Source organism: Caulobacter sp. AVps16 (assembly GCF_058681455.1).
Map to the genome: position 1 here is coordinate 40,869 of NZ_CM178739.1, position 23,410 is coordinate 64,278.

Annotated in this window: 25 protein-coding genes; 13 read left to right on the forward strand and 12 right to left on the reverse strand. The window is 67.8% G+C overall.

What is annotated here, in order from left to right:
• The first annotated feature begins 70 nt into the window (after positions 1-70).
• Positions 71-442, forward strand: a complete 372-nt coding sequence (locus ACW17U_RS00220) for a hypothetical protein (protein WP_062149979.1) — start codon at positions 71-73, stop codon at positions 440-442.
• On the opposite strand, the gene ACW17U_RS00225 is transcribed toward ACW17U_RS00220, so the two are convergent.
• The 4 genes from ACW17U_RS00225 to ACW17U_RS00240 all read right to left on the reverse strand — a co-directional run bounded on the left by ACW17U_RS00225 (position 439) and on the right by ACW17U_RS00240 (position 3,458).
• Entirely contained in the window at positions 439-1,092 is a 654-nt protein-coding gene (locus tag ACW17U_RS00225) for a nicotinate-nucleotide adenylyltransferase (RefSeq protein WP_062149976.1), read from the reverse strand. The two genes, ACW17U_RS00220 and ACW17U_RS00225, sit on opposite strands and share 4 nt — an antisense overlap.
• Complete coding sequence (locus tag ACW17U_RS00230; RefSeq protein ID WP_492054379.1) at positions 1,058-2,332, reverse strand: glutamate-5-semialdehyde dehydrogenase; 1,275 nt, start codon at positions 2,330-2,332, stop codon at positions 1,058-1,060. Before ACW17U_RS00230 ends, ACW17U_RS00225 begins: the two co-directional genes overlap by 35 nt.
• A gap of 125 nt (positions 2,333-2,457) precedes the next feature.
• Positions 2,458-3,102 carry a Pr6Pr family membrane protein gene (locus tag ACW17U_RS00235; RefSeq protein ID WP_492054380.1) on the reverse strand — a complete coding sequence of 215 codons (645 nt, stop codon included), beginning with the start codon at positions 3,100-3,102 and terminating at the stop codon, positions 2,458-2,460.
• Positions 3,099-3,458, reverse strand: coding sequence for an MmcQ/YjbR family DNA-binding protein (locus tag ACW17U_RS00240; protein ID WP_492054381.1), 360 nt, complete (start codon positions 3,456-3,458; stop codon positions 3,099-3,101). Before ACW17U_RS00240 ends, ACW17U_RS00235 begins: the two co-directional genes overlap by 4 nt.
• 34 nt (positions 3,459-3,492) lie before the next feature.
• On the opposite strand from ACW17U_RS00240, the gene ACW17U_RS00245 reads away from it, so the two are divergent.
• Complete coding sequence (locus ACW17U_RS00245) at positions 3,493-4,353, forward strand: NAD-dependent epimerase/dehydratase family protein (protein WP_492054382.1); 861 nt, start codon at positions 3,493-3,495, stop codon at positions 4,351-4,353.
• Here the strand turns inward: ACW17U_RS00245 and ACW17U_RS00250 are convergent.
• The 5 genes from ACW17U_RS00250 to ubiA form a co-directional block, all read right to left on the reverse strand.
• Positions 4,350-4,859 (reverse strand): CxxCxxCC domain-containing protein, encoded by a 510-nt coding sequence (locus ACW17U_RS00250; RefSeq protein ID WP_492054383.1) that lies wholly within the window; start codon positions 4,857-4,859, stop codon positions 4,350-4,352. The genes ACW17U_RS00245 and ACW17U_RS00250 overlap by 4 nt on opposite strands.
• A 268-nt stretch (positions 4,860-5,127) precedes the next feature.
• On the reverse strand, positions 5,128-5,472 hold the full coding sequence (locus ACW17U_RS00255) for a VOC family protein (RefSeq protein WP_062149959.1): 345 nt from the start codon (positions 5,470-5,472) through the stop codon (positions 5,128-5,130).
• Between the two features lie 99 nt (positions 5,473-5,571).
• The gene (locus ACW17U_RS00260) at positions 5,572-6,231 is read right to left on the reverse strand and encodes a class I SAM-dependent methyltransferase (protein WP_492054384.1); all 660 of its coding nucleotides are present in this window, start codon (positions 6,229-6,231) and stop codon (positions 5,572-5,574) included.
• Positions 6,232-6,360: 129 nt separating this feature from the next.
• Positions 6,361-7,320 carry a fatty acid desaturase family protein gene (locus ACW17U_RS00265; protein WP_492054385.1) on the reverse strand — a complete coding sequence of 320 codons (960 nt, stop codon included), beginning with the start codon at positions 7,318-7,320 and terminating at the stop codon, positions 6,361-6,363.
• Positions 7,321-7,385: 65 nt separating this feature from the next.
• The gene (ubiA, locus tag ACW17U_RS00270) at positions 7,386-8,321 is read right to left on the reverse strand and encodes a 4-hydroxybenzoate octaprenyltransferase (RefSeq protein WP_492054386.1); all 936 of its coding nucleotides are present in this window, start codon (positions 8,319-8,321) and stop codon (positions 7,386-7,388) included.
• Positions 8,322-8,474: 153 nt separating this feature from the next.
• On the opposite strand from ubiA, the gene ACW17U_RS00275 reads away from it, so the two are divergent.
• The 3 genes from ACW17U_RS00275 to ACW17U_RS00285 all read left to right on the forward strand — a co-directional run bounded on the left by ACW17U_RS00275 (position 8,475) and on the right by ACW17U_RS00285 (position 12,228).
• Entirely contained in the window at positions 8,475-9,938 is a 1,464-nt protein-coding gene (locus tag ACW17U_RS00275; RefSeq protein WP_492054387.1) for a catalase, read from the forward strand.
• 181 nt (positions 9,939-10,119) lie between these two features.
• Positions 10,120-10,398 carry a DUF454 family protein gene (locus tag ACW17U_RS00280; RefSeq protein ID WP_062149948.1) on the forward strand — a complete coding sequence of 93 codons (279 nt, stop codon included), beginning with the start codon at positions 10,120-10,122 and terminating at the stop codon, positions 10,396-10,398.
• A gap of 36 nt (positions 10,399-10,434) precedes the next feature.
• Positions 10,435-12,228, forward strand: coding sequence for an ABC transporter ATP-binding protein (locus tag ACW17U_RS00285; RefSeq protein WP_492054388.1), 1,794 nt, complete (start codon positions 10,435-10,437; stop codon positions 12,226-12,228).
• 130 nt (positions 12,229-12,358) lie between these two features.
• On the opposite strand, the gene ACW17U_RS00290 is transcribed toward ACW17U_RS00285, so the two are convergent.
• Positions 12,359-14,065 (reverse strand): DUF4153 domain-containing protein, encoded by a 1,707-nt coding sequence (locus ACW17U_RS00290; RefSeq protein ID WP_492054389.1) that lies wholly within the window; start codon positions 14,063-14,065, stop codon positions 12,359-12,361.
• 100 nt (positions 14,066-14,165) lie between these two features.
• Here ACW17U_RS00290 and ACW17U_RS00295 point away from each other — a divergent pair, with 100 nt between their 5' ends.
• Positions 14,166-15,662, forward strand: coding sequence for a S10 family peptidase (locus ACW17U_RS00295; protein WP_492054390.1), 1,497 nt, complete (start codon positions 14,166-14,168; stop codon positions 15,660-15,662).
• Positions 15,663-15,684: 22 nt separating this feature from the next.
• Entirely contained in the window at positions 15,685-16,065 is a 381-nt protein-coding gene (locus tag ACW17U_RS00300) for an iron chaperone (protein WP_492054391.1), read from the forward strand.
• Positions 16,066-16,103: 38 nt separating this feature from the next.
• On the opposite strand, the gene ppk2 is transcribed toward ACW17U_RS00300, so the two are convergent.
• Entirely contained in the window at positions 16,104-16,865 is a 762-nt protein-coding gene (gene ppk2, locus ACW17U_RS00305) for a polyphosphate kinase 2 (RefSeq protein ID WP_492054392.1), read from the reverse strand.
• Between the two features lie 46 nt (positions 16,866-16,911).
• Here ppk2 and ACW17U_RS00310 point away from each other — a divergent pair, with 46 nt between their 5' ends.
• The 4 genes from ACW17U_RS00310 (at position 16,912) to def (ending at position 21,151) form a co-directional block, all read left to right on the forward strand.
• Entirely contained in the window at positions 16,912-17,634 is a 723-nt protein-coding gene (locus ACW17U_RS00310) for a 16S rRNA (uracil(1498)-N(3))-methyltransferase (protein ID WP_492054393.1), read from the forward strand.
• Positions 17,635-17,758: 124 nt separating this feature from the next.
• Positions 17,759-19,120, forward strand: a complete 1,362-nt coding sequence (locus tag ACW17U_RS00315) for a glutamate--cysteine ligase (protein ID WP_492054394.1) — start codon at positions 17,759-17,761, stop codon at positions 19,118-19,120.
• A 202-nt stretch (positions 19,121-19,322) separates the two neighbouring features.
• The gene (locus ACW17U_RS00320) at positions 19,323-20,621 is read left to right on the forward strand and encodes a DNA recombination protein RmuC (protein WP_062149920.1); all 1,299 of its coding nucleotides are present in this window, start codon (positions 19,323-19,325) and stop codon (positions 20,619-20,621) included.
• Positions 20,622-20,629: 8 nt separating this feature from the next.
• Positions 20,630-21,151: a peptide deformylase gene (def, locus tag ACW17U_RS00325; RefSeq protein ID WP_492054395.1), complete on the forward strand. Its 522-nt coding sequence runs from the start codon at positions 20,630-20,632 to the stop codon at positions 21,149-21,151.
• 125 nt (positions 21,152-21,276) lie between these two features.
• On the opposite strand, the gene ACW17U_RS00330 is transcribed toward def, so the two are convergent.
• The gene (locus tag ACW17U_RS00330; protein WP_492054396.1) at positions 21,277-21,600 is read right to left on the reverse strand and encodes a cell surface protein; all 324 of its coding nucleotides are present in this window, start codon (positions 21,598-21,600) and stop codon (positions 21,277-21,279) included.
• A 112-nt stretch (positions 21,601-21,712) separates the two neighbouring features.
• On the opposite strand from ACW17U_RS00330, the gene fmt reads away from it, so the two are divergent.
• Positions 21,713-22,639 (forward strand): methionyl-tRNA formyltransferase, encoded by a 927-nt coding sequence (gene fmt, locus ACW17U_RS00335; protein WP_492054397.1) that lies wholly within the window; start codon positions 21,713-21,715, stop codon positions 22,637-22,639.
• Positions 22,639-23,382 carry a tRNA pseudouridine(38-40) synthase TruA gene (gene truA, locus ACW17U_RS00340; protein ID WP_492054398.1) on the forward strand — a complete coding sequence of 248 codons (744 nt, stop codon included), beginning with the start codon at positions 22,639-22,641 and terminating at the stop codon, positions 23,380-23,382. Before fmt ends, truA begins: the two co-directional genes overlap by 1 nt.
• Positions 23,383-23,410 lie beyond the last annotated feature (28 nt).

Genomic DNA, 23,410 nt, shown 5'->3' on the forward strand with positions numbered 1-23,410 from the left:
CGAATCGCAATTCATGAGGGTGGACGTGCGCGGGCGATTTCTGTTGGGCGCGAGCCTTCTAGCGAGTGCGATGGCCACCGTGCCCGTGCACGCTGTCGAGCCAGCCGCGACCGTCTATTCCGTCTCGATCAGGCTGCACGACGGCGATCGTCTGGTCGGGGAGCCGCGGCTGAAGGTGCATGCCGGCGCAACGGCCCAGGTCGAGATCCGTGACGCCGAAGGGCATGGCTTCAGCGTGAGCTTGGTGGCCCGCCCGGGACCGGATGCCGACGTGAGTGTGAGCTCGAGCATCGATGCCACCTCGATCACGGGTTTCCGTCAGGCGATTCATCCCAAACTTATCGTCAAGCCTGGGCAGGAGGCCGCGATCGCCTTTGGCCAGGACACGGGGACCCAAAAGCCTTTCCGTGTCGACATTACCGTCGAGCAGGCCGCGCTCTAGCCCCGCTTCTGCCGCTCGCGCATCGCGGTGGACGAAGCGTAGTTCAGCGGTCCGGTCAGATAGACCCAGGCCGGGGCGGTGGCGTCGGGCAGGGTCGCGGCGGCGCTGGCGGGCTTGCGGGCATGGGCAAAGCGGCGGGCGGCGGGTGAGGTCCGTGACTTCAGGGCCGCCCAGGGCCGCGAGATCACCGCCACCGGCACCTCGCGCATGATCTGGGTCCAGCCCCGCCAGCGATGGAAGGTGGCCAGGCTGTCGGCCCCCATCACCCAGACGAACTTCACGCCGGGATAGCGGGCCCGCAGCACCCTCAGGGTGTCGATCGTATATTGCGAGCCCAGGCGGGTCTCGGCGTCGGAGACGATCATCGAACTGCCCCGGGCCCGCAGCCGGGCCCCGGCCAGCCGCTCGGCCAGGGGGCGGGTCTCGGCCGACGACTTCAGCGGATTCTGCGGCGAGACCAGCCAGATCACCTTGTCGAGGTTCAGGCGATGCAGGGCCGTCTCGGCGACGTGGGCGTGACCCTCGTGCGCCGGGTTGAAGCTGCCGCCGAACAGCCCGACGCGCATGCCCGCTTCCAGGTGGAAGCCGAGACGCTGCGCGTTGGGCCGACCGGCCTCAGGGACGAGTCTGGCCGGTCCCGCGAACCACATATTTGAATGTCGTCAGTTGCTCGGCCCCGACCGGACCGCGGGCATGGAGTTTGTCAGTGGCAATGCCGATCTCGGCCCCGAAGCCGAACTCGCCGCCATCGGCAAACTGGGTGGAGGCATTGATCAGCACGATGGCGCTGTCGACTTCGGCCGCAAAGGCCTCGGCGGCGGCGGCATCTTCCGTGACGATGGCGTCGGTATGGCCCGAGCCATAGCGGGCGATGTGGGCCGCCGCACCGGCCACGCCGTCGACCACGGCGACCGACAGGATCGGCGCCAGATATTCGGTGCTCCAGTCGGCCTCCTGGGCCTTCTTCATCGTCGGCTCGATGACCAGGGCGGCAGCGTCGCCGCGCAGTTCACAGCCCGCCTTGATCAGGGCATCGGCCAGCAGAGGCAGCAGGCGGTCGGCGACGGCGCGATCGACCAGCAGGGTTTCCGCCGAGCCACAGACCGAAACCCGCCGCATCTTGGCATTGAGCGCGATCTCGACGGCCTTGCGGGGATCGGCGGCGGCGTGGACGAAGACGTGGTTGAGGCCTTCCAGATGGCCCAGGACCGGGGCCCGGGCTTCGGCCTGGACGCGGGCGACCAGGCTCTTGCCGCCGCGCGGGATGATCAGGTCGACCGCCCGGTTCAGGCCGGCCAGGATGTGACCGACGGCGGCGCGGTCGGCCGTTCCCACCGCCTGGACAGCGCTGGCGGGCAGGCCGGCGGCCTTCAGGCCGCGCACGATGGCGGCGTGGATGGCAAGGCTCGAGGCCAGGCATTCGGAGCCGCCGCGCAGGATCACCGCATTGCCCGAGCGCACGCACAGGGCGGCAGCATCGGCGGTGACGTTGGGCCGGCTCTCATAGATCATGGCGATCACGCCGATCGGCGTGCGCACCCGGGCGATGTCCAGGCCGTTGGGGCGGGTCCAGCGTGCGGTGGCCACGCCGAGCGGATCGGCCAGGGCGGCGACGACCTCGACCCCGGCGGCCATGGCTTCAAGCCGGGCCTCGTCGAGCAGCAGGCGGTCGAGCATGGGGCCCGACAGGCCATTGGCCTTCGCCTGTGCGATGTCCCGGCCATTGGCGGCGAGGATCGGCGCGGCGTCCTCGCGGATCGCCTTCGCCATGGCCTGGAGGGCGGCGGTGCGCTGCTCGGCCGAGGCGAGACGCAGGGCGCGCGCGCCCGCACGGGCCGCCTCGCCCATCGCGATCATCTTCGCCTGCAAGCTGACGCCCGCGTCGTCCATCTGCCTCACCATCCCAAGGATATGCTCAGGTTGAGCCTTACCTAGAGCCTGAAGGCGCAAAGTGTAAGCGGTTTTGGCGGCGGCCCTGTTCCGGACCGGGAGGATCGGCCGGTCGTTGCAGCCCCTCAGGCCGAGAGAGGCGTGCCGCGAGCGGTCGCCAGCCGGGCCCGGGCCTGGTGGATCATCGTGAACAGCAGGGCGATCAACAGGAAGCCGCCGGCCATGACCAGCATGGTGACGAAGACCGACAGGTAGCCGAGCTTGGCGACGTCGAAGAACGGATAGGGGTAGAAGCCCGACGTCGCGCCATGCCCTAGGGTCCAGACGCCGTACAGGGCCGGAAAGATCAGGGCCTTGGCCGCCGTGGCCCGCCCGGTCTCGCCCTGACCGCCGCGCAGCAGCCAGTCGATCACGAAGGCCGCGGGGGTGATGCTGTGCAGTATGATGTCGGAGACCAGACGCCAGCCCTTGGGATCCCACAGGCCGGCCAGCAGGGTGTGATAGATCCCCGCCGTCAGGCTGAGATAGACGGCCACGCTGATCCGGGTCGCCGATCGCTCGGCCCACACCGCCACCTTCGAGGTCGGTGCGACCAGGGGAGCGGTCAGGACCACGGCCGCCAGCAGGTTGCTGAGAATGGTGAAGTAGCTGAAGAACTCGACCGACTTGACCAGGCCCGTGGCCAGGGTCTCGTCATGCACCATCAGCCCATATTGCAGGGCCGGGCCGAAACAGGCCAGGGCGGCGATCAGGATGCGCCAGTGTCTCATTCGGTCTCCGCTGTCTGACGTTCCCTGGCCTTCAGAACCGTCCTGGATGCCGTGGCCCGCCATTGGCGTTCGATCAGGCGTTCAACGGTTCCGGGATGCACCTGTGACAGACGAACAAGAACATAGGGATAATTCCGGAAGTGATCGGTGACGTAAAAGGTCGCCGGCTCGGCCTCCATCAGCATGTCGCGTTCGTCGAACCCCACGCCGGGGCAGACCAGGCTGTCGCCGTCTTCCATCAGGCGGGTCAGGAACTTGCCGTGCGCCTTCAGGCACGGGCGGCCATAGGCGGTGCTGTCCTCGACGCCGGGCAGGGCAAAGGCGAAGGCGCGGACGGCATCATAGGTCATGGCCATGGGATCGGATCTCCGGCTCGACTATAGAAACAGCATGGACGTCTCGAAAACCCTGAAGACGCCGGTCCTGGTCCTGGGCGCGACCAGCCTGATCGGCCGCCACCTGCTGACCGACCTTCGGGCGGTCGGGGTCGACCCGATCGCGGTCAGCCGCCGACCGCCGGCCACGGACGCCGGCTGGCTGGATGCCGACCTCGCCGATCCGGACCTGGCGGACGGCCTGCCGCCGGTGGGCACGGTGTTTTCCCTGTCACCGATCTGGCTGCTGCCCGCTGCCCTGCCGGCTCTCAAAGCCCGGGGCATGAGCCGGCTGGTGGCCTTTTCCTCGACCAGCCGCTTCACCAAGCAGGCCTCGGATGTTCCCGAGGAGCGCGCCGTCGCCGAGAGTCTGGCCGGGGCCGAGGCGGCGGTGGAGCAGTTCTGTGCCGAACACGGGATCGCCTGGACGATCCTGCGGCCGACCCTGATCTATGACGAGGGCCGCGACGGCAATGTCAGCCGCCTGGCCGGCCTGATCCGCCGCTTTAGCGTCCTGCCGCTGTCGGGCCGGGGGGAGGGGCTGCGCCAGCCGGTTCATGCCCGGGACCTGGCCACCGGCGCCCTGGCCGCAGCCGGGGCCGCCGCTGCCGAGAACCGCGCCTATGACCTGGTCGGCGGGGAAACCCTGACCTATCGCCAGATGGCGACGCGGGTGTTCGAGGGCCTGGGCCGCGCGCCCATGGTGATCTCCCTGCCGCCGGCCCTGTTTGGCCTCATGCTCAAGCTGGCCTCGCCGGTCCTGCCCGGGGCCACCGCAGCCATGGGCTCGCGGATGGGGGTGGACCTGACCTTCGACAGCGGCGATGCGACGCGGGATTTCGGCTGGGCACCGCGGGACTTTCACCCGAAGTTCTAGGCTTCGGTGGCGTCGCTCAGCACCATGGCGAACGGCACCTGGACGCCGTCGCGCTCGACATAGCCGCTGACCACCTTGTGGTCGGGATTGAGCACGCCCAGGTCGACATCCTCGGACGGGAACATCACCACCCGCCGGTCGCCGATACAGATCATCAGCTCGTAGCCGTCATAGGCTCGCTGCGACATGGCTTTGAGCTTGGAATAGTAGGGTTCGCGCTTCCAGGCGGTCGGCTTGCCGGTGTCGACCACGACGTTCAGGCGCTTGCCGTCCTTGTCGGGATACATCAGGAAGCCGGCTCGATCGGGGCGCCAGGCGTCGTCGAGCCGCACCGAGTCCAGCCACAGGCAGGTGAAGCCCCGACAGGCCTGGGGGCGGGCCTCGTAATTGCCGCAGCCGCCGCCCTTCTTGAAGTGGCCGCACCAGACGCCGGCAGCCTTCTGCAGTTCGCTGATATGAAGCACCTTGCAGCACATCCCGCAGTCGCCGCAGCTTCGCTCGCTCATCTGATCTGGCCCCAATACTCCGGGGCCGGACATTAGCGACGGCGTGTGACGGTTTTTTAGCTGCTCCCCTTTGGGGGAGCTGGAGCCTATGAGCCGCGTCTCGAAATTGTCATCCCGGACAAGCTCGGCGAAGCCGGGCGCAGATCCGGGACCGACCAGGAACCCGGCGCTCAGGCGTCGGTCCCGGATCTTCGCGCTAGGCGCTCGTCCGGAATGACAGCGTCTTGGGCCACAGCCGACAGGCCCCCAGAGGGGGAGGAGCTAAAGCCTAGCCCTCGCTCCACACCGCCAGCTCATTGCCCGACGGGTCGGTGAAGTGGAACCGCCGCCCGCCCGGGAAGCTGAAGATCGGCGCGGTGATCACGCCGCCGGCGGCGGTGACCCTGGCGGCCATGGCCTCGATGTCGTGGGCGTACAGCACCACCAGCGGCTTGTCGGTCGAGCCTTCCTGCGGGGTGCAGAAGCCGCCGTCCGTGCCTTGGTCGGCGAAGGCGGCATAGTCGGGGCCATAGTCGGTAAAGGCCCAGCCGAAGGCGGCCTGATAGAAGCCCTTGGTGGCCGGCAGGTCGGTTGCGGGCCACTCGATATAGTCGATCTTGCCGTCTTCGCGCATGGTCGCGACCTCCTTGGTGTGACGCGCGATGGCCGCCGAAACCGGCGTCCACTTTCGGCTATCGCGCTTTCGTTGTTCTCTTATTGTTCTAAAATGCCGTCACGGCAGAGTCCAGACGCAGGTGCGCTTGACGGCGAAATCTTCCAGTTCTCGGGTGGTCTCGACCTGGTATTCGGCCAGCCTGATCAGGTCATCCTTGCGGAAATAGGTGCGGCCGGGATCGCCGATCAGCACGGTGGAGCCAGAGGCGCGGCCCTGGCGCAGCCAGGCCATCACCGCCTCGGCCATCGGCTTTTCGTAGCAGATGTCGCCGGCCAGCAGCACCTCGGCCTCCGGCGGCGGGCCGTCCAGCAGGTTGGCCTCGGTGAAGGCGATCTCGACGCCGTTGACCTCTGCGTTCACGCTGACCGCCGCCTGGCAGAAGCTGTCGATGTCATTGGCCAGCACGCTCCTGGCCCCCGCCTTCATCGCCGCGATGGCCACGATCCCCGAGCCGGTGGCGAAGTCGACCACGGTCTTGCCGGCCACGATCTCAGGGTGATCGAGGATGTAGCGCGCCAGGGCCTGACCGCCCGCCCAGGCAAAGGCCCAGAACGGCGGCGGCAGTCCGATCTCGACCAGGGCTTCCTCGGTCAGTTTCCAGATCGGGGTGATCTCGTCGGCCAGATGCAGGACCAGCTCCGGCGCATGCGGCGGCGCCTGGACGCGTGTGTTCTCAAGAATGAAGGCGCGGCGGCCTTCCAGGGTCTGGTCGATCATGGGGCGCTTAGAGCATCGGCGGGCTAGCGATGCGAGTGGAACCGCCCTCGTCCTTCGACAGGCTCAGGATGAGGGCTACTCTAGCGCCTGCAAAAAACCTCATCCTGAGCTTGTCGAAGGACGAGGTTTTTAGGCAGCGGCTACAGGCTTGCTCGACGCTTCCTTCAGCACGCTCAGATACCCCGGCGCCGTCAGCATCCCGCCCGTCAGACCCTTCTGCTCCAGCAGCCGGTGGGCCAGCGGCAGGTTCCAGCACGGGGTGTGCATGAACATGTGGTGCTCGGCATGGAAATTGACCTGGTAGGGCGCGATCAGCAGGCGCTCGATCCCGTTGGCCTTGGTGGTGCGGGCGTGGCGGAACGGGTCGGGCTCGTCGCGGGCCACCAGGGCGTGCTCGGCGATGTTGCGCAGGCGGGTGACCAGCGGGAACCAGGTGGCCATTGGCACGATCCACAGGGCGAGCCAGGCCCACCACAGGCCGACCGCCGAAAGGGCGACGAGCAGGGCGAGGTTCCACAGCAGGAACGGCTTCTGGCGGGCGATTTCGCCGGCGAAGATGGTGCCCTTGGGTTGACCGCCGGCCTTTGAGCCCTTGAGCTTGCCGAGCAGGGGCCCGAAGCGCTGCTTGAAGAAGGTCTGGCCGGTCAGGTCGCGGATGATCTTGCGGTTCAGAGAGGCGCGCGTGGTCGGGAACGGGGCCGACAGGATCAGGTCGGGATCCTCGGCCTGCTGGGCATATTTGTGGTGGGTCAGGTGATAGGGGCGATAGCTCTTCAGCGAGGCGCCGGTCGGGGCGGCGCACAGCCACTCGCCCAGCCAGTCATTGAGCCTGAGGTTGGGGTGCAGCCCGCCATGGGCCGCCTCGTGCATCAGGATCGCCAGGCCCAGCTGCCGCGCGCCGATGATCATCACGGCGAGGACATAGGTCAGGGGATTGGGGAAAGCCACGAACAGGGCCCCGGCCAGCAGGATCGTCCCCCAGGCATGGACCACCATCCAGATCCCGCGCCAGGACGAGCGCGCCGAGATCTTCGCCCATTCCTCGGGCGTAAACAGGTCCAGGGGTTTGACGCGAGGAGCCACGGCCATTTGGGCACCGTCTCACACCCGGGCCGGATCCTGAAGGATGACGCGGCGTCAGCGGCCGAACGGCCCTAAAACCGCGTCTCCGGAGCCCACAGCCCGGCCACCAGGGCCAGGAACAGCACCAGTCCCGCCAGGGTGTTGGACTTGAAGAGTTTCAGCGCCCCCACCGGATCGTCGATCCGCACCGCTGCCGCCTGCCGGGACAGATGCACGGCGAAAAGGGCGGCCAGCGGCAGGAACAGGGCTCCCAGACCGCCGAGCCAGGCGGCGGCCATGGCCATGACAAAGGCGGCGGCATAGAAGCCCGCAACCCCGTACTGGGCCCTGTCGCCGAGCCGCCGGGCCGAGGACTTCACCCCGGCCAGGGCGTCGTCCTCGATGTCCTGGATGGCGTAGATGGTGTCATAGCCCAGGGTCCAGAAGATGCCCGAGGCATAGAGCAGGCCGGCGGTCCAGCTCAGATGACCCGTGGCGGCGGCATAGCCCAGCAGCACGCCCCAGTTGAAGGTCAGGCCCAGCCAGGCCTGCGGCCACCAGGTGATGCGCTTCATGAACGGATAGGCGGCGACCAGGCCCAGGGACAGCACACCGAGGCCGATGGCCAGCCAGCCCAGGCAGATCAGGATCAGGAAACTGACCCCGCAGCAGCCGAACACGAAGCCCCAGGCCTGTTTCACCGAGATCTGTCCCGCCGGGATCGGCCGCATCGCCGTGCGGCTGACCTGGGCGTCGAAGTCGCGGTCGACGATGTCGTTGAAGGCGCAGCCGGCCGCCCGCATCAGGGCCGCGCCGACGAAGAAGGCGACCAGCAGGAAGGGGTTGGGCCATTGGCCCTTCTCGGCCCCGGCCAGGGCGATGCCCTGCCAGCCGGGCAGCATCAGCAGCCAGATCCCGGCCGGCCGGTCAAAGCGTCCCAGCTTCAACCACGGGCGCAGGGCCGGGGGCGCATGGCGGTCGACCCAGTTGGTCGCGGCGGCGTCGGGCAGGATGGCGGAGGCGGTCATGGCCAAGGCTTAGCGAGCTTATGGCCGAGCGGAAAGTCGATCCCGCGCGGGCCGTGCCATGCATAGCCTCAGTCGATACGGGAACGAAAAACGATCAATTGGATTTATGTCAGCGTGTTCCCCACGGTGGACCCACACAAGCCGGAGGCCCAAATGACCGACAAGTTCCTGACCACCACAGCCGGCGCGCCCATCGCCGACAATCAGAATTCGCTCAGCGCCGGTCCGCGCGGGCCCCTGCTGATGCAGGACTATCAGCTGCTGGAAAAGCTGGCCCACCAGAACCGCGAGCGCGTGCCCGAGCGCGTCGTCCACGCCAAGGGCTCGGGGGCCTATGGCACCCTGACCGTGACCCAGGACGTCACCCGCTGGACCAAGGCCAGGTTCCTGTCGGAGGTCGGCAAGCAGACCGAGATCCTGATGCGTTTCTCGACCGTGGCCGGCGAGCGTGGCGCGGCCGACGCCGAGCGCGACGTGCGCGGCTTCTCGATCAAGGCCTACACCGAGGAGGGCAACTGGGACATGGTGGGCAACAACACCCCCGTGTTCTTTGTCCGCGATCCGATGAAGTTCCCCGACTTCATCCGCACCCAGAAACGCCACCCGGTGACCAATCTGCGCTCGCCGACGGCCATGTGGGACTACTGGTCGCTGAGCCCTGAAAGCCTGCACCAGGTGACCACCCTGTTCAGTGATCGCGGCCTGCCCCAGGGCTTCCGGTTCATGCATGGCTTCGGCAGCCACACCTATTCGTTCTTCAACGAGGCCAATGAGCGGGTGTGGGTGAAGTTCCACTTCAAGTCGATGCAGGGCATCCGGACCTGGACCAATGCCGAGGGCAATGCCGTCATCGCCAACGACCGCGAGAGCGCCCAGCGCGACCTGTTCGAGGCCATCGAGGCCGGCGACTTCCCGCGCTGGAGGTTCTGCATCCAGGTGATGACCGAAGCTCAAGCGGAGACCTTCCGCTGGAACCCCTTCGACCTGACCAAGGTCTGGCCGCATGCGGACTATCCGCTGATCGAGGTCGGCATCGTCGAGCTGAACCGCAATGCCGACAACTATTTTGCCGAGATCGAGCAGTCGTCGTTCTCGCCCTCCAACATCGTGCCGGGCATCGGCTTCTCGCCGGACAAGGTGCTGCAGGCGCGGATCTTCGCCTATGCCGATGCCCACCGCTACCGGATCGGCACCCACTACGAGGCCCTGCCGGTCAACCGTCCGCGCTGCCCGGTCAACCACCAGCACGCCGACGGCGCGATGCGCTTCGATGCGCCCCCGCGCACCAATGCCTGGTACGAGCCCAACTCATTCGGCGGTCCGGTGGAAGACAGGCGCTTTGCCGAGCCGGCCCTGCCGCTGTCCGGTGACGCCGACCGCTTCGACCATCGCGGGATCAGCGACGACTATACCCAGCCGGGCGACCTGTTCCGCCTGATGAACGCCGACCAGCAGGGCCAGCTGTTCGACAATATCGCCGCCGCCATGCACGGCGTGCCGGTCGAGATCCAGACGCGCCAGCTGGTCCATTTCCACCGCGCCGATCCGGCCTATGCCGCCGGCGTCGCCCAAAGGCTCGGGATCACCTTCGATCCTGCGGCGATCGCCGCCGCATAGTCCGCACCGGACGGTTCGACGGCGTGGGGAGGGCGGCTTGTTCCCGCCCGCCGCTCTCCCCGACCCTTCGATCGGGCGTTTGCGCCGTCCGGCCGTGCCGGGCACCGCACAGGGGGCGGACAGAGGGGGCACCACAAGGGCGGGAATGACGGGGCTGAGTTTGAGCGATAGTGTTTTGGCGATGACGGCTCAACTCCCGACCGATCGCAAAGCCCGCCGCCGCCTGACCCGGGCCGAGCGCTGGGCTCTGGACGGTCTGGGCGGGGCCCTGGTCGCCACCGGCGCGGTGGGCATCGTGGTGCCCGGCATGCCGACCACGGTGTTCTGGATCGGGGCGGTGGTCTGTTTCCTCAAGACCCGGCCCCTGGTGGTGCGCCCCCTGCTCCGCACGCCGGTGGTGGGACCGGCGATTATAGGCTTCCTGCGCTGGCGGCCGTTTTCGAGAAACCCTCGCCCATAGGAGAGGGATGAAAAACCGCCTATCTAGCCCCGCATCATGAGCGACCTTTTCGACGACGAAGACGAGGCGGGTGGCCGCAAGCGGGTGCTGTCCAACGGCCAGGTGCTGGGTTTCGTCACCCGGTTCTGGAAGCGGCGGCCCGTGCTGTTCGGCCTGGGCGTCGGCCTGACCCTGCTGGCGGTGGCCTTCGACCTCGCCCTGCCCTATGCCTCGGGACACCTGATCGACACGGTGGTCGAAAAGCCGCGCGGCGACCCGTCGGCCTGGTCGGCCCTGTGGATGTTCGTCGGCGTCTATTTCGCCTTCGCGGTGGTGCGCAACATCTCGCACCGGTTCTGGATCCCGCTGGCCGCCCGCAACATGGAAGAGATGACCAATGAGGGCTTTGCCAGGGTGCAGGCCTTCTCGTCCGACTGGCATGCCGACAGCTTCGCCGGGGCCACGGTCCGCAAGCTGACCCGGGCCATGTGGGGCTATGACGCCGTCACCGACGCCGTGACCATCTGGCTGGGGCCGGGGATCATCGTGCTGATCGGCCTGTCGACCATGATGCTGTTTCGCCAGCCCCTGGCCGGCGTGGTCTCCCTGGTGGTGGTGGCGGCCTATCTGGGGGCCAACCTGATCATCACCGAGCGCTATGTCCGGCCCAGCAATCTGCGCTCCAATGCCCTAGATTCGAAGATCGGCGGGGCCCTGGCCGATGCCGTGACCTCCAACCCCACCGTCAAGAGCTTCGGGGCCGAAGCCCGCGAGACCGCCCGCATCGCCGCCGTCACCGCCCAGTGGCGCGATGCGGTCATGGTGACCTGGAACCGCTTCACCGATGTCTGGCTGGGCCAGAACCTGCTGCTGGTGGTGCTGCAGGCCGGGCTGACCGGCTCGATGGTCTGGGGCTGGAGCCAGGGCACAGCCACGCCCGGCGACGTGGCCTTCGCCATCACCGCCTTCATGCTGATGAGCGGTTATCTGCGCAATCTCGGTGAAAACATCCGCATGCTGCAGAAGGGCCTGGACGATGCCGAGGACGTCGCCGCCTGGGAGCGCCTGCCGCCCCAGATCGCCGACGCCCCGGATGCCCCGGCGTTCAAGGCCGGCCCGGGGGCCATTGCCTTCGAGGACGTCACCTTCCGCTACAAGGCGGCCGGTGCGCCGCTTTACGATGCCTTTTCACTGACCATCGCGCCGGGCGAGCGGGTGGCCCTGGTCGGGCCGACGGGCTCGGGCAAGTCGACCTTCGTCAAGCTGATCCAGCGCCTGCACGACCTGCAGGGCGGCCGGGTCGTCATCGACGGTCAGGATGTGGCGGCCGTGACGCAAGGCTCCCTGCGCCGGGCCATCGCCGTGGTGCCCCAGGACCCGGCCCTGTTCCACCGCACGCTGTCGGAGAACATCGCCTATGGCAAACCCGACGCCACGCGCGAGGAGATCGAGGCGGCGGCGGCCAAGGCCCATGCCCACGACTTCATCCTGAAACTGCCCAACGGGTATGACACCCTGGTCGGCGAGCGGGGCGTCAAGCTGTCGGGCGGCGAGCGCCAGCGCGTGGCCATAGCCCGCGCCTTCCTGGCCGACGCCCCGATCCTGGTGCTGGACGAGGCGACCTCGTCGCTGGATGTCGAGACCGAGGCCGAGGTCCAGGTCGCTGCCGAGGCCCTGATGGCCGGCCGCACCACCATCGTCATCGCCCACCGCCTGTCGACCGTGCGCGGGGCCGACCGCATCCTGGTGTTCCAGAAGGGCCGGGTGGTCGAGGAAGGCCGCCATGCCGAGCTCAAGGCCAAGGGCGGGGTCTATGCGCGGCTGAATGCGGTGAGCGAGGGGGTGGGTTAGGCCACTTGCCCCCTATGGATCGCTTCGCGATCGTCTTCCCCCGGAGGGGGAAGATGAAGTGCGCCGACCCCATCTTCCCCCTCCGGGGGAGGAGCGCCGCAGGCGCGGAGGGGGCAAGTTCTGGCCGCCCCTAGAACGCGCAACCCGGCCCGGCCGGTGTGAGGGTCAGGCGCAGGTCGCCCACCAGAAGGTCGCGGCGCTGCACCGGCTCCGACATCCGTATCGGGCCCTTCTTGAGCGCGGCATCAAGCGCCGCCGACTGACATCCTGCCTGGGTCTCCGCGACCTTTCGCCAGCGTCCATCCACCGATTTGAAGATGTCGAACGCGTTGCCCGCTGCCAGCAGAACCTCGTCGGTCTGATCGCCATCCGTATCGAGCAGAAGCGCCAGACATTCAGACCCTGAATAAAGGCATGAAGAGCCCGACTCAACGCCCCAGGCCTGCCCCGCGAACGACGCGGGCAGGTTCGCGCCCGTAGGAAAGACCTTGATCTTGGAGAGGTCAGGTTTTTCAGGCTTTGGCGGCGTCTTCTCCGTCTGCGCCGAAGCCTCCCGCGCCAGCCTGGCGATCGCCGCGTCCTGGCTGGTCTTCAGCCGCTCCAGCGCCGCCTTGCCATACCGCCCGCTGTCAAAGCGCAGGAACTGGAAGTCAAACGCCTCGGCCTTGACCGTCCCCCGCTCCAGCCGCCCCACCTGATCCTGCACCGACAGCCGGGCCGGATCGGCCAGCGGCGTGAACAGGGCCAGGATCAGGGCGATGGCCACAAAGGCCTGAGCCACGTTGGTCTTTTCCAGCGCCTTCATCCAGGCGCCCGGTCGCACGGCGGCGAGCGTATAGCCCAGGGCATAGCCGGCCGCGATCACCACGAAGGCGGCGGCGAACACCCGCTCGGGCGTCAGGCCGTACTGGCCGATCCGTAGGGCCAGGCCATAGGCGGCCAGCAGGCTGATCGGCACCAGCAGCAGGCCGGCGATCCGCGCGGCCCATTTCAGGACCACGGGCGGGGCGTCCTCGCCGTCCTGATAGGCGGCATTGATCAGCACGATCAGGTGGGCGGCGGCGGTCAGCAGCAGGGCAGTGGCGGCCTTGGTCTTCCACAGGGGCTCCAGCCCGGTGAACGGCAGGCTGGCCAGGAAGCCGGCCGCGATCAGGGTCATCAGGGGCAGCAGCCAGGCCAGCAGGGTCAGGGCCACGGTCCGCACCCCGCGCACCAGGCTCGAGCGTACATCGGTCAGCTGCACGGCGGCGGCGAACATCACCGTGGTGGCCGGATAGGCGAAGGCCTCTTCGCTGATCAGTTTCTGAAAGGCCTCGATGCCGATCAGCTTGAACAGGGACGAACCCAGAAACAGCAGGATCCAGAAGGCCCCGGTGAAGGCGACCGACAGGGCCAGCTGCACCCCGTGCATCCAGGTGATGTCGAAATAGGCCGGATAGGCGGCCACCCAGCGGTGTTCGGCCTGGGCCGGCTGGATCAGGTGATGGGCGATGAACAGGCCGGCGGCAATGGCCAGGAAGACCGGCGCATCGGGCATCCTGTCGCCGTCAACGCCCTGCCAGGCCCCGTGCCAGGCCAGGCCAGCCGTCAGGATCGCCGCCCCCAGGGTCCAGACGATCAGGCTGCTGCGCTTCAGGGCCCCGACCCCGGCCAGGACCACGAATGGCGCGAAGGCAGCCACCAGCATGAGGGGCGCGAAGATCAGGGGCTCGGTCGAGGGCCAGAGCTTGGCGGTCTGGACATGGTGCAGCAGGAAGAGGGCGAGACCCTGCAGGAAGCCGACGCCCAGCCGGATGGCGGTGGTTGTCCGGGCTGATGGGGATGCCGTCAGGTCCATGGCCTTGTCCTCGCCGTTTGGGCGACAGGACCACGCCGCGCGGCCGTTGTGAAGCCGGCGCGGATACACTAGCAATTTGCGCTTCAGTCCGGGGGAAGCGATGCGAAACTCATTCAAGGCGGGGCTTGCGGCCCTGGTTCTGGCGGCGGCCGTCAGCGGTTCTGGCGGGGTTTTCGCCCAGGAGGCCAAGCCCTCCGGCGACAAGCCGGCCGCCAGTGACCTGACCCCGTTCCCGGCCGACAAGTCGGTCAAGCAGACCACGACCGTCGGCGGCAAGGCCATCGCCTATACCGCTACGGTCGGGGCCATGCCGGTGCGCGACGAGAAGGGCAAGAAGATCGCCGAGGTGGTCTTCACCGCCTACACCCTGGACGGCCCGCGCGATCCGAACCGTCCGATCACCTTCGCCTTCAACGGCGGTCCGGGCGCGGCCAGCGTCTATCTGAACTTCGCCCTGGGTCCCAAACGCGTGCAGTTCGGCGCCGAGGGCGACAGCCCGTCGGCCAATGTGAAGCTGGAAGACAATCCCGCCAGCTGGATGGACTTCACCGACATCGTCTTCATCGACCCGGTCGGCACCGGCTTCTCGCGCAGCCTGACCTCCGAGGAAGAGACCAAGAAGCGCTTCTACGGCGTCAAGCAGGACATCGACTATCTGTCGCGCATCGTCTTTGACTATCTGGTCAAGACCGAGCGGCTGGCCTCGCCGAAATACATCGTCGGCGAAAGCTATGGCGGCTTCCGGGGCCCGCGCCTGGCCTACACCCTGCAGACCGATCTGGGCGTGGCGGTGAAGGGCGTGGTGCTGGTCTCGCCCCTGCTGACCAGCGCCGGTCGCCAGGGCCAGGAGATCTCGCCCCTGCCGTCGATGTGGACCCTGCCCTCGATCGCCGCCGCCAAGCTGGAGCGTGACGGCAAGCTGACCCCCGAGAGCATCAAGGCCGTCGAGGACTATACGCGCGGCGAATATATGGTCGACCTGATGAAGGGCAGCGACCCCGCCGCCCTGGATCGCCTGACGTCCAAGGTCTCGGCCATGACCGGCCTTGATCCCAACTATGTGCGCCGGGCCGGCGGGCGGCTGGAGACCCAGTCCTTCCTGCGCGAGGTGTTCCGCGACAAGGGGCGTCTGGGCAGCCGTTACGACAGCAATGTCACCGCTCTGGACCCCTTCCCCTTCGCGCCGGAGCAGGAAACCCAGGACCCGATCCTTGACTCGATCATCGCCCCGACCACCAGCGCCATCGTCGACTTCACCACCCGCATCGTCGGCTGGAAGCCGGACGTGCGCTATGACGCCCTGTCCGACGTCGTGAACCGCAACTGGGATCGCGGTCGCGGTCCCGACACCGAGTCGGTGACCGACCTGCGCAAGATCGTCTCGGTCGACCCCAAGCTGAAGGTGCTGATCGTCCACGGCTATAACGACCTGTCGTGCCCGTTCTTCGCCTCGCGCCTGATCGTCGACGCCATGCCCGCCACGGTGGCCGGCCGCGTGACCCTGTCCAACTATCCGGGCGGCCACATGTTCTACAGTCGGCCCGACAGCGGGGCGGCCTTCCGTAAGGACGTCATGGCGCTGTACGGCGTGAAATAGGGCCCGCAGGGAGGGGCCGCCCGTGAAACCCGCCGCCGTCTCAACCGAGGCCTATCTGGCCGATCTGCCGGATGACCAGCGCGCCGCGCTCGAGGCCCTGCGCCGCCAGATCCGCGCGGTCGTGCCGGATGCGGAGGAAGCGATCAGCTACGGCCTGCCCACCTTCAAGCTGCACGGCAATCTGGTGCATTTCGGCGCGGCGGCCAGACACTGCTCCCTCTATGCGGGATCGGTGATCAGCCATTTCGCCGAGCAGTTGGCCGACTTCGATATCAGCAAGGGTACGATCCGATTTCAGCCGGACAAGCCCCTGCCCGAGGCCCTGGTGCGAGAGATCGTCCAGTACCGGGTGGTGCAGAACCTCGAGCTCGCCGCAGAGCGGGCCGGGCGGAAGCGGCGCTAAGGAATCCCTCTCTCTTTGAGAGAGGGATTCAAGGGTCGCTACCGCGCCAGGCGCCCGTCGCTGAGGGCTGAGACCTCGAACGGGAAGATCACCTCGGGGTCGGGCTTGGCGACGCCCTTCAGCAGCTTCTTTTCCCCGACCGCGTGCAGCAGCCAGCGGATGATATTGAGGCGCGCGGCCTTCTTGTGGTCGGCGCGGACGCAGATCCACGGGGCGGCCTCGGAGTGGGTGCGGGTCAGCATCTCGTCGCGGGCGGCGGTATAGTCGTCCCACTTGGCCTGGGCCACGGCGTCGAGCGGGCTGATCTTGAACGCCTTCAGCGGATCCTCGGACCGGGCCTTCAGCCGCTCGGCCTGGGTGTCGCGGCCGATATCCAGCCAGAACTTGGCGTAGCGCATACCGCTATCGACCAGCATCTTCTCGAACGCGGGCACATCGTTCAGGAACTGGGCGTGCTGCTCGGGCGTGCAGAAGCCCATGACCGGCTCGACGCCGCCGCGATTGTACCAGGAGCGGTTGAACAGCACCGCCTCGCCCGAGGCCGGCAGCCATTCGACATAGCGCTGGAAATACCATTCGCTGCGCTCGCGGTCGGAGGGCTTGGGCAGGGCGGCCACGATGGTGTTGCGGCGCGACAGGTGCTCGACGATGCGGGTGATCGCCCCGTCCTTGCCGGCGGCGTCGCGCCCCTCGAAGACGGTCAGGATCTTCCAGCCGTCCTTGATGGCCTTCTGCTGCAGCCGGATCAGCGCCAGTTGCAGGGTCGCCAGTTCTTCGTCGTAGTCTGCGGACTTGGTCATGGGGGGAGCCTACCGCCAGATCATCGAGTTGCGCTAGAAGGAGCCCATGATCCGTCTTTTTGTTCCCCAGGACCTGGCCCCCGGCTACGGCGTCATCCTGACCCTCGACCAGTCGCGCTATCTGAGCTCGGTGATGCGCCAGGCGATCGGGGCCCAGGTACTGCTGTTCAACGGCCGCGACGGCGAGTGGACCGCCACCCTGACCGAAACCGGCAAGCGCGGCTCGCTGCTGAAGGTCGACGCGCAGGTCCGCCCCATGGCCCTGGGCCCGGACCTTGACCTGGTCATTGCCCTGGTCAAGCGCGGCCGGGTCGAGACCATTGTCGAAAAGGCCGCCGAGCTGGGCGTGCGCCGGGTGCGGCTGGCGGTGACCCGACGAACCAATGTCGATTTCGTCAAGCTGGGCCGTCTCGATGCCATCGCCATGGAGGCCGCCGAGCAGACCGGCCGCCTGGACGTGCCGACCGTCGATGATCCGCAGAAACTGGCCGAGATCCTCGACGGCTGGGATCCCGCCCGCCGCCTCGTGTTCTGCGACGAGGGGGGCGATACCCGTCCGGCCTTCCAGGCCCTGGCCGGCAGCCAGGCTCCGGCCGCCATCCTGATCGGCCCGGAAGGCGGCTTTTCGCCCGAGGAGCGCGAGGCCCTGAGGGCTCTGCCCTTCGTCATACCGGTGTCACTGGGGCCCCGCATCCTGCGCGCCGATACCGCTGCGATCGCTGCCCTGACCCTCTGGCAGGCGGCGGTCGGCGACTGGCGGGAAGGCTAAAGCAACGGCGCCCTCTTGAGGTTCTCTAAAAAAACGCCCAATTGCGCTTTACGAATACGCGGCAGGTCGGGGGGAGGGGCCTCTCCCAACTCTATGCGCATGGGACCTTGGGGAGAGACGGCTCATGGCCGACACCGCTAGCCTGCAGGAGCGTCCTCTGACGCTCGACGATCTGACCGCCTATTTCGCTTCGGGATCCAAGCCGAAGGAGGCCTTCCGCGTGGGGGCCGAGCACGAGAAGTTCGGCTACTATCTCGGCAGCCACGCCCCCGTCCCCTATGAGGGCGACAAGGGTATCCACGCCCTGCTGACCGGTCTTCAGCGCTTCGGCTGGACGCCGGTCATGGAGGGCGAGGTCATCATCGGGCTGGAGCGCAACGGGGCCAATGTCAGCCTCGAACCCGGCGGCCAGTTCGAGCTCAGCGGCGCGCCCCTGCTGACCATGCACGATATCTGCCAGGAGACCGGCCAGCACCTCGACGAGGTCAAGACCGTCGCCGACGAGCTCGGTCTGGGCTTCATGGGCCTGGGCTTCTCGCCGGTCTGGAAGCGTGAAGACGTGCCGATCATGCCCAAGGGCCGGTACGTCATCATGCGCAACTACATGCCCAAGGTCGGGGGTCTCGGCCTCGACATGATGCTGCGCACCTGCACGGTGCAGGCCAATCTCGACTTCTCCAGCGAAGCCGACATGGTCGCCAAGTTCCGCATGAGCCTGGCCCTGCAGCCGATCGCCACGGCCCTGTTCGCCAATTCTCCGTTCACGGAAGGAAGGACGAACGGCTTTCTCTCGGCCCGCGCCAATGTCTGGACCGACACCGACGCCGACCGCACAGGCCTGCTGGATTTCGTCTTCGAGGACGGCTTCGATTTCGAGCGCTATGCCCGCTACGCCCTGGACGTGCCGATGTATTTCGCCAAGCGTGGCCACAAATATATCGACCTGGCCGGGCGCAGCTTCCGCGACTTCATCGACGGCAAGATCGAGGAACTGCCGGGCGAGCGCGCCTCGATCAAGGACTGGGCCGACCACACCACGACCCTGTTCCCGGAAGTCCGCCTGAAGACCTATCTGGAAATGCGCGGGGCCGATGCCGGCCCCTGGAGCAGCCTCTGCGCCCTTCCGGCCCTGTGGACCGGCGTCTTCTATGACGATGCTGCCCTGGCCGCCGCCTGGGACCTCTGCAAGGACTGGACGCCGGAAGACCGCGCCCAGCTGCGCCGCGACGTGCCGGTTCTGGGTCTCAAGGCCCCGATCGCCGGGCGCACCGCCCAGGACGTGGCGAAGGATTTCGTCGCCATCGCCAAGTCGGGCCTGAAGGGCCGGGCCCACATGAACGGCGGGTTCCTCGACGAGACCATCTATATGGGCGAGCTGGAAGAGATCGCCGACAGCGGCCTGACCCGCGCCGACCGCCTGCTGGCGCTCTATCACGGCGAGTGGCAGGGCGACATCAGCCGGGTCTTCACCGACTGCGCTTACTGACCCAACTCCGTTCTCCCCGGCGAAAGCCGGGGCCCAGATCGAACCCGGACAGACGGGCGCGCTTGGTCAAGGCCCAAGGCGCATCATCCCCAAACATTCGGGCTGAATCTGGGCCCCGGCTTTCGCCGGGGAGAGCGGGTTTTAATGTTGGGCACAAAGGCCGCGCCTTCCAACACCCCCCGACTCCAGCTAGGAACGGAGCATGAACTTTTCCGATCCGTTCCTGATCCTCGCCATTGTTTTCGCCCTGATCGCCGTCGCGGCCGCCCTCTGGGCCCTGTCCGCCACGCGGCGGGCCAGCGCGGCGGATGCCCGGGCCTGGGACCTCAATGCCCGGCTGGTCCAGGCCGACGAGCGGGCTCGCCTGCTGGAGGACCAGTCGGCCACCCAGGCCGAGCTGATCCGCGCCCAGGCCGCCCAGCAGGCGACCATGACCGCCAATACCGTGGCCGAGGCCCTGATCAAGCGGGCCGACGAGAACTTCAAGAGCCGCGAGGCCCTGGCCACGGCCCGGCTGGAAGCCCAGCTCAAGCCCGTGGCCGAGACGCTTGCCAAGTTCGAGGCCCAGGTCACCGCCGTTGAAAAATCCCGCGCCGAGGAGACCGGCGGGCTCAAGGCCCAGATCGCCGCCCTGATGGAGGCCTCGACCGCCACCCAGTTCGAAGCCCGCAAGCTGTCGGCCGCCCTGCGGCGCGGGGCCGGCGTTCAGGGCCGCTGGGGCGAACAGACCCTGCGCAATGTTCTGGAGGCCGCCGGCCTCAACAAGCGCTTCGACTTCGAGGAGCAGTTCAGCGTCGAGACCGAGGAGGGCCGCCGGCGGCCTGACGTCAAGGTCCGCATGCCCGGCGGGGCGGTGTTCGTCATCGACGCCAAGTGCTCGCTCAATGCCTTCCTCGAAGCCCAGGAGTTGACCGAGGAGCTGCCGCGCGAGGCTGCCCTATTGCGCCACGCCCAGAGCGTTCGGGCCCACATGACCAGCCTCTCGGCCAAGTCCTACTGGGACCAGTTCGCCTCCGAAGGCTCGCCCGACTTCGTGGCCATGTTCGTGCCCGGGGACAGCTTCCTGGCCGCCGCCCTCGAGCGCCTGCCCGACCTGATGACCGAGGCCATGGACAAGCGGGTACTGCTGGTGACGCCCACCACCCTGTTCGCCCTCTGCAAGGCCGTGGCCTATGGCTGGCGGGTCGAGGACCAGGCCAAGAACGCCGCCAATATCGTCGCCGTGGGCCGCGAGCTCTACAAGCGGGTGGCGGTGATGGGGGCCCATGCCGGGGCGGTCGGCAAGGCGCTGGAGTCGGCCGTGGGCAAGTACAACCAGTTCGTCGGCTCGCTGGAGAGCCAGGTCCTGACCCAGGCCCGCCGGTTCGAGGACCTGTCGGTCGACCATGAAGGCAAGGAAATCGCCGAGCTGACCCCGGTCGAGGGCGGGGTTCGGGCGCTCAACAAGCTGGCGGTGGGGCAATCCCCCACCTTGACGCTCGGGAATGAGCCCCTTACCTGACACCTATTATGGCTATCCGTCGCATCCTTACCGTCGATAACGCCGCCGATATGGCCGTGTTGAAGAAGATCTCCACCCCCGTCGAGGCGGTGACGGATGATCTGCGTCATCTGATGGATGACATGCTGCAGACCATGTACGACGCCCCGGGCATCGGCCTGGCCGCCGTGCAGATCGGCGAGCCCATCCGCGTCATCGTCATGGACCTGGCCCGCGACGGCGAAGAGCCGGCCCCGCGCTATTTCGTCAATCCCGAGATCCTGTCGGCCTCGGAAGAGACGCAAGGCTATGAAGAGGGCTGCCTGTCGGTCCCCGACTATTATGACGATGTCGAGCGCCCCTCGAAGGTTACCCTGCGCTATCAGGACTATAAGGGCGAGACCGTCGTCGAGGAGGCTGAGGGCATGTTCGCCGTCTGCATCCAGCACGAGATGGACCACCTGGAAGGCGTGCTGTTCATCGACCACCTGTCGCGCCTGCGCCGCGACCGGGCCATCACCAAGGTCAAGAAGGCCCGCCGCGCGGCCTGACCTGATCCTCCCCCTCCGGGGGAGGTGGCCCGGAGGGCCGGAGGGGGTCAGCTCAGCCTAACCCGCATTTGCCCCCTCAGTCGCTTCGCGACAGCTCCCCCGGAGGGGGAGCAGCCATCCCCGACCTAGCGCGTCGCCTTGTGAATCTCGTCCTTGGTTTCCTCGCCGGCCTTCTTGGCACCGGCCTTGATGTCCGAGCCGGCCTCCTTGGCCGCTTCGCCGACCTTCTGGCCGGCTTCCTTCAGATCCGCGCCGGCCTGCTTGGTGCTGTCCTTGATCGCTGTCCCGGCCTGCTTGACCTCGGGGTCGGTGGCGATGTCGTGCGCGGCGGACTTGACCTCGGAACCGACGGCCTTGGCCCCGTCCTTGATCTCGGTGGCCTGTCGATCCGAACAGGCGGCCAGGGACAGGGCGGCGGCGCAGACGGCGAAGATCAGGGGGGAACGCATGGTGGTGCTCCTGCAAAGGTGTCAGCCGTCTAACGGCCTTCTACGGCCAAGGTTCCGCCGCCAGCCTTCCCAACGGCTTTCAATGCGGGGCGCGGACCGCTAAACCGCGCCCATGCGCATCGCTTTCCTCGGCACCCCTGATTTCGCTGTGGCCTGTCTGGCCGAACTGGTCGCCTCGGGCCACGAGATCGTGGCCGTCTATTCCCAGCCGCCGGCCCCGCGCGGTCGCGGCCAGGACCTGAAGCCCTCGCCGGTCCACGCCTTCGCTGAAGGCCTGGGTCTGCCGGTGCGCACGCCGGTCTCGATGAAGACGCCCGAGGAGATCGAGGCCTTCCAGGCCCTGGATCTCGACGCTGCTGTCGTGGTCGCCTTCGGCCAGATCCTGGTCAAGGCCGTGCTCGATGCCCCCCGCGAGGGCTGTTTCAACCTGCACGCCTCGCTGCTGCCCCGCTGGCGCGGCGCGGCCCCGATCCAGCGGGCGATCATGGCCGGGGATACCGTCACCGGTGTCCAGGTGATGCGGATGAGCGAGGGCCTCGACGAAGGGCCGATCCTGATGTCCGAACAGGTGCGGATCGACGCGCTCGACACCGCCGGCTCTCTGCACGACAAGCTCGCCGCCGTGGGTTCGCGCATCCTGCCGGTGGCCCTGGGGGCCATAGAGCGCGGCGGGGCCCGCGAGACGCCGCAGAGCGATGACGGCGTCACCTATGCCAGGAAGATCAAGTCGGCCGAGGCCCGCATCGACTGGACCCGTCCGGCGGCCGAGATCGACTGCCACATCCGCGGCCTGTCGCCCTTCCCCGGCGCCTGGTTCGAGGCCCCGTCCGACAAGGGCCCCGTGCGCGTGAAGGCCCTGCTGTCGCGGGTGGAGGAGGCCGAAGGCGCGCCCGGCACCGTGCTGGACGACAGCCTGCTGATCGCTTGCGGTGGGGGCGCGATCCGCCTGCTGAGGGCCCAGCGCGAGGGCAAGGGCGCCCAGGAGGCCGGCGACTTCATCCGCGGCTTTCCGCTGAAGGCCGGGACCGTTCTGGCCTGATGCCCCGCTACCGCCTCCTCGTCGAGTATGACGGCCGGCCCTATTGCGGCTTCCAGGCCCAGGCGACCCTGCCCTCGGTGCAGGGGGCCATCGAGGCGGCGGTAAAGGCGTTCAGCGGTCAGGCGATCCGCATTGCCGCGGCCGGCCGCACCGACACCGGCGTCCATGCGACGGGACAGGTCGTGCATGTGGATCTCGAGCGCGACTGGCCCGCCCAGACGGTGATGAACGCCCTCAATGCCCACATGACCCAGGAGGCGGTCAGCATCCTCGCCTGCGAGATCGCCGAGGGGGACTGGCATGCGCGGTTCTCGGCCAATGAGCGGCGCTATCTCTATCGCATCCTTAATCGGCCTGCCCCCCCGGCGCTCGACAAGGGGCGGGTCTGGCACCTCAAGAAGCCGCTGGACGCAGAGGCCATGCAGGAGGCTGCGCAAGCCCTGGTGGGTCTGCACGACTTCACCACCTTTCGCGACATGCACTGCCAGGCCAAGTCGCCGCTCAAGACCCTCGATGTCGCGCGGGTCTGGCGCGAGGGCGAGGCGGTCTGTCTGGCCTTTGAGGCGCGCAGCTTCCTGCATCGTCAGGTGCGCTCGATGACCGGCACCCTGGCCGAGGTCGGGATCGGGCGGTGGACCGCCGATGACGTCCGTGAGGCGCTGGAGGCCAAGGACCGCACCCGGTGCGGACCGGTGGCTCCGGCGGATGGACTCTATCTGGTGGGCGTGGGGTACGGGGACTGACACTTGCCCCCTCCGGGCTGCTTCGCAG

What these genes read in the sequence shown, in the direction of transcription:
- ACW17U_RS00220 (WP_062149979.1), top strand. Translation starts at nt 71, where the DNA reads ATGGCCACCGTGCCCGTGCACGCTGTCGAGCCAGCCGCGACCGTCTAT.
- ACW17U_RS00225 (WP_062149976.1), bottom strand. Translation starts at nt 1,092, where the DNA reads ATGTGGTTCGCGGGACCGGCCAGACTCGTCCCTGAGGCCGGTCGGCCC.
- ACW17U_RS00230 (WP_492054379.1), bottom strand. Translation starts at nt 2,332, where the DNA reads ATGGACGACGCGGGCGTCAGCTTGCAGGCGAAGATGATCGCGATGGGC.
- ACW17U_RS00235 (WP_492054380.1), bottom strand. Translation starts at nt 3,102, where the DNA reads ATGAGACACTGGCGCATCCTGATCGCCGCCCTGGCCTGTTTCGGCCCG.
- ACW17U_RS00240 (WP_492054381.1), bottom strand. Translation starts at nt 3,458, where the DNA reads ATGGCCATGACCTATGATGCCGTCCGCGCCTTCGCCTTTGCCCTGCCC.
- ACW17U_RS00245 (WP_492054382.1), top strand. Translation starts at nt 3,493, where the DNA reads ATGGACGTCTCGAAAACCCTGAAGACGCCGGTCCTGGTCCTGGGCGCG.
- ACW17U_RS00250 (WP_492054383.1), bottom strand. Translation starts at nt 4,859, where the DNA reads ATGAGCGAGCGAAGCTGCGGCGACTGCGGGATGTGCTGCAAGGTGCTT.
- ACW17U_RS00255 (WP_062149959.1), bottom strand. Translation starts at nt 5,472, where the DNA reads ATGCGCGAAGACGGCAAGATCGACTATATCGAGTGGCCCGCAACCGAC.
- ACW17U_RS00260 (WP_492054384.1), bottom strand. Translation starts at nt 6,231, where the DNA reads ATGATCGACCAGACCCTGGAAGGCCGCCGCGCCTTCATTCTTGAGAAC.
- ACW17U_RS00265 (WP_492054385.1), bottom strand. Translation starts at nt 7,320, where the DNA reads ATGGCCGTGGCTCCTCGCGTCAAACCCCTGGACCTGTTTACGCCCGAG.
- ubiA (WP_492054386.1), bottom strand. Translation starts at nt 8,321, where the DNA reads ATGACCGCCTCCGCCATCCTGCCCGACGCCGCCGCGACCAACTGGGTC.
- ACW17U_RS00275 (WP_492054387.1), top strand. Translation starts at nt 8,475, where the DNA reads ATGACCGACAAGTTCCTGACCACCACAGCCGGCGCGCCCATCGCCGAC.
- ACW17U_RS00280 (WP_062149948.1), top strand. Translation starts at nt 10,120, where the DNA reads ATGACGGCTCAACTCCCGACCGATCGCAAAGCCCGCCGCCGCCTGACC.
- ACW17U_RS00285 (WP_492054388.1), top strand. Translation starts at nt 10,435, where the DNA reads ATGAGCGACCTTTTCGACGACGAAGACGAGGCGGGTGGCCGCAAGCGG.
- ACW17U_RS00290 (WP_492054389.1), bottom strand. Translation starts at nt 14,065, where the DNA reads ATGGACCTGACGGCATCCCCATCAGCCCGGACAACCACCGCCATCCGG.
- ACW17U_RS00295 (WP_492054390.1), top strand. Translation starts at nt 14,166, where the DNA reads ATGCGAAACTCATTCAAGGCGGGGCTTGCGGCCCTGGTTCTGGCGGCG.
- ppk2 (WP_492054392.1), bottom strand. Translation starts at nt 16,865, where the DNA reads ATGACCAAGTCCGCAGACTACGACGAAGAACTGGCGACCCTGCAACTG.
- ACW17U_RS00310 (WP_492054393.1), top strand. Translation starts at nt 16,912, where the DNA reads ATGATCCGTCTTTTTGTTCCCCAGGACCTGGCCCCCGGCTACGGCGTC.
- ACW17U_RS00315 (WP_492054394.1), top strand. Translation starts at nt 17,759, where the DNA reads ATGGCCGACACCGCTAGCCTGCAGGAGCGTCCTCTGACGCTCGACGAT.
- ACW17U_RS00320 (WP_062149920.1), top strand. Translation starts at nt 19,323, where the DNA reads ATGAACTTTTCCGATCCGTTCCTGATCCTCGCCATTGTTTTCGCCCTG.
- def (WP_492054395.1), top strand. Translation starts at nt 20,630, where the DNA reads ATGGCTATCCGTCGCATCCTTACCGTCGATAACGCCGCCGATATGGCC.
- ACW17U_RS00330 (WP_492054396.1), bottom strand. Translation starts at nt 21,600, where the DNA reads ATGCGTTCCCCCCTGATCTTCGCCGTCTGCGCCGCCGCCCTGTCCCTG.
- fmt (WP_492054397.1), top strand. Translation starts at nt 21,713, where the DNA reads ATGCGCATCGCTTTCCTCGGCACCCCTGATTTCGCTGTGGCCTGTCTG.
- truA (WP_492054398.1), top strand. Translation starts at nt 22,639, where the DNA reads ATGCCCCGCTACCGCCTCCTCGTCGAGTATGACGGCCGGCCCTATTGC.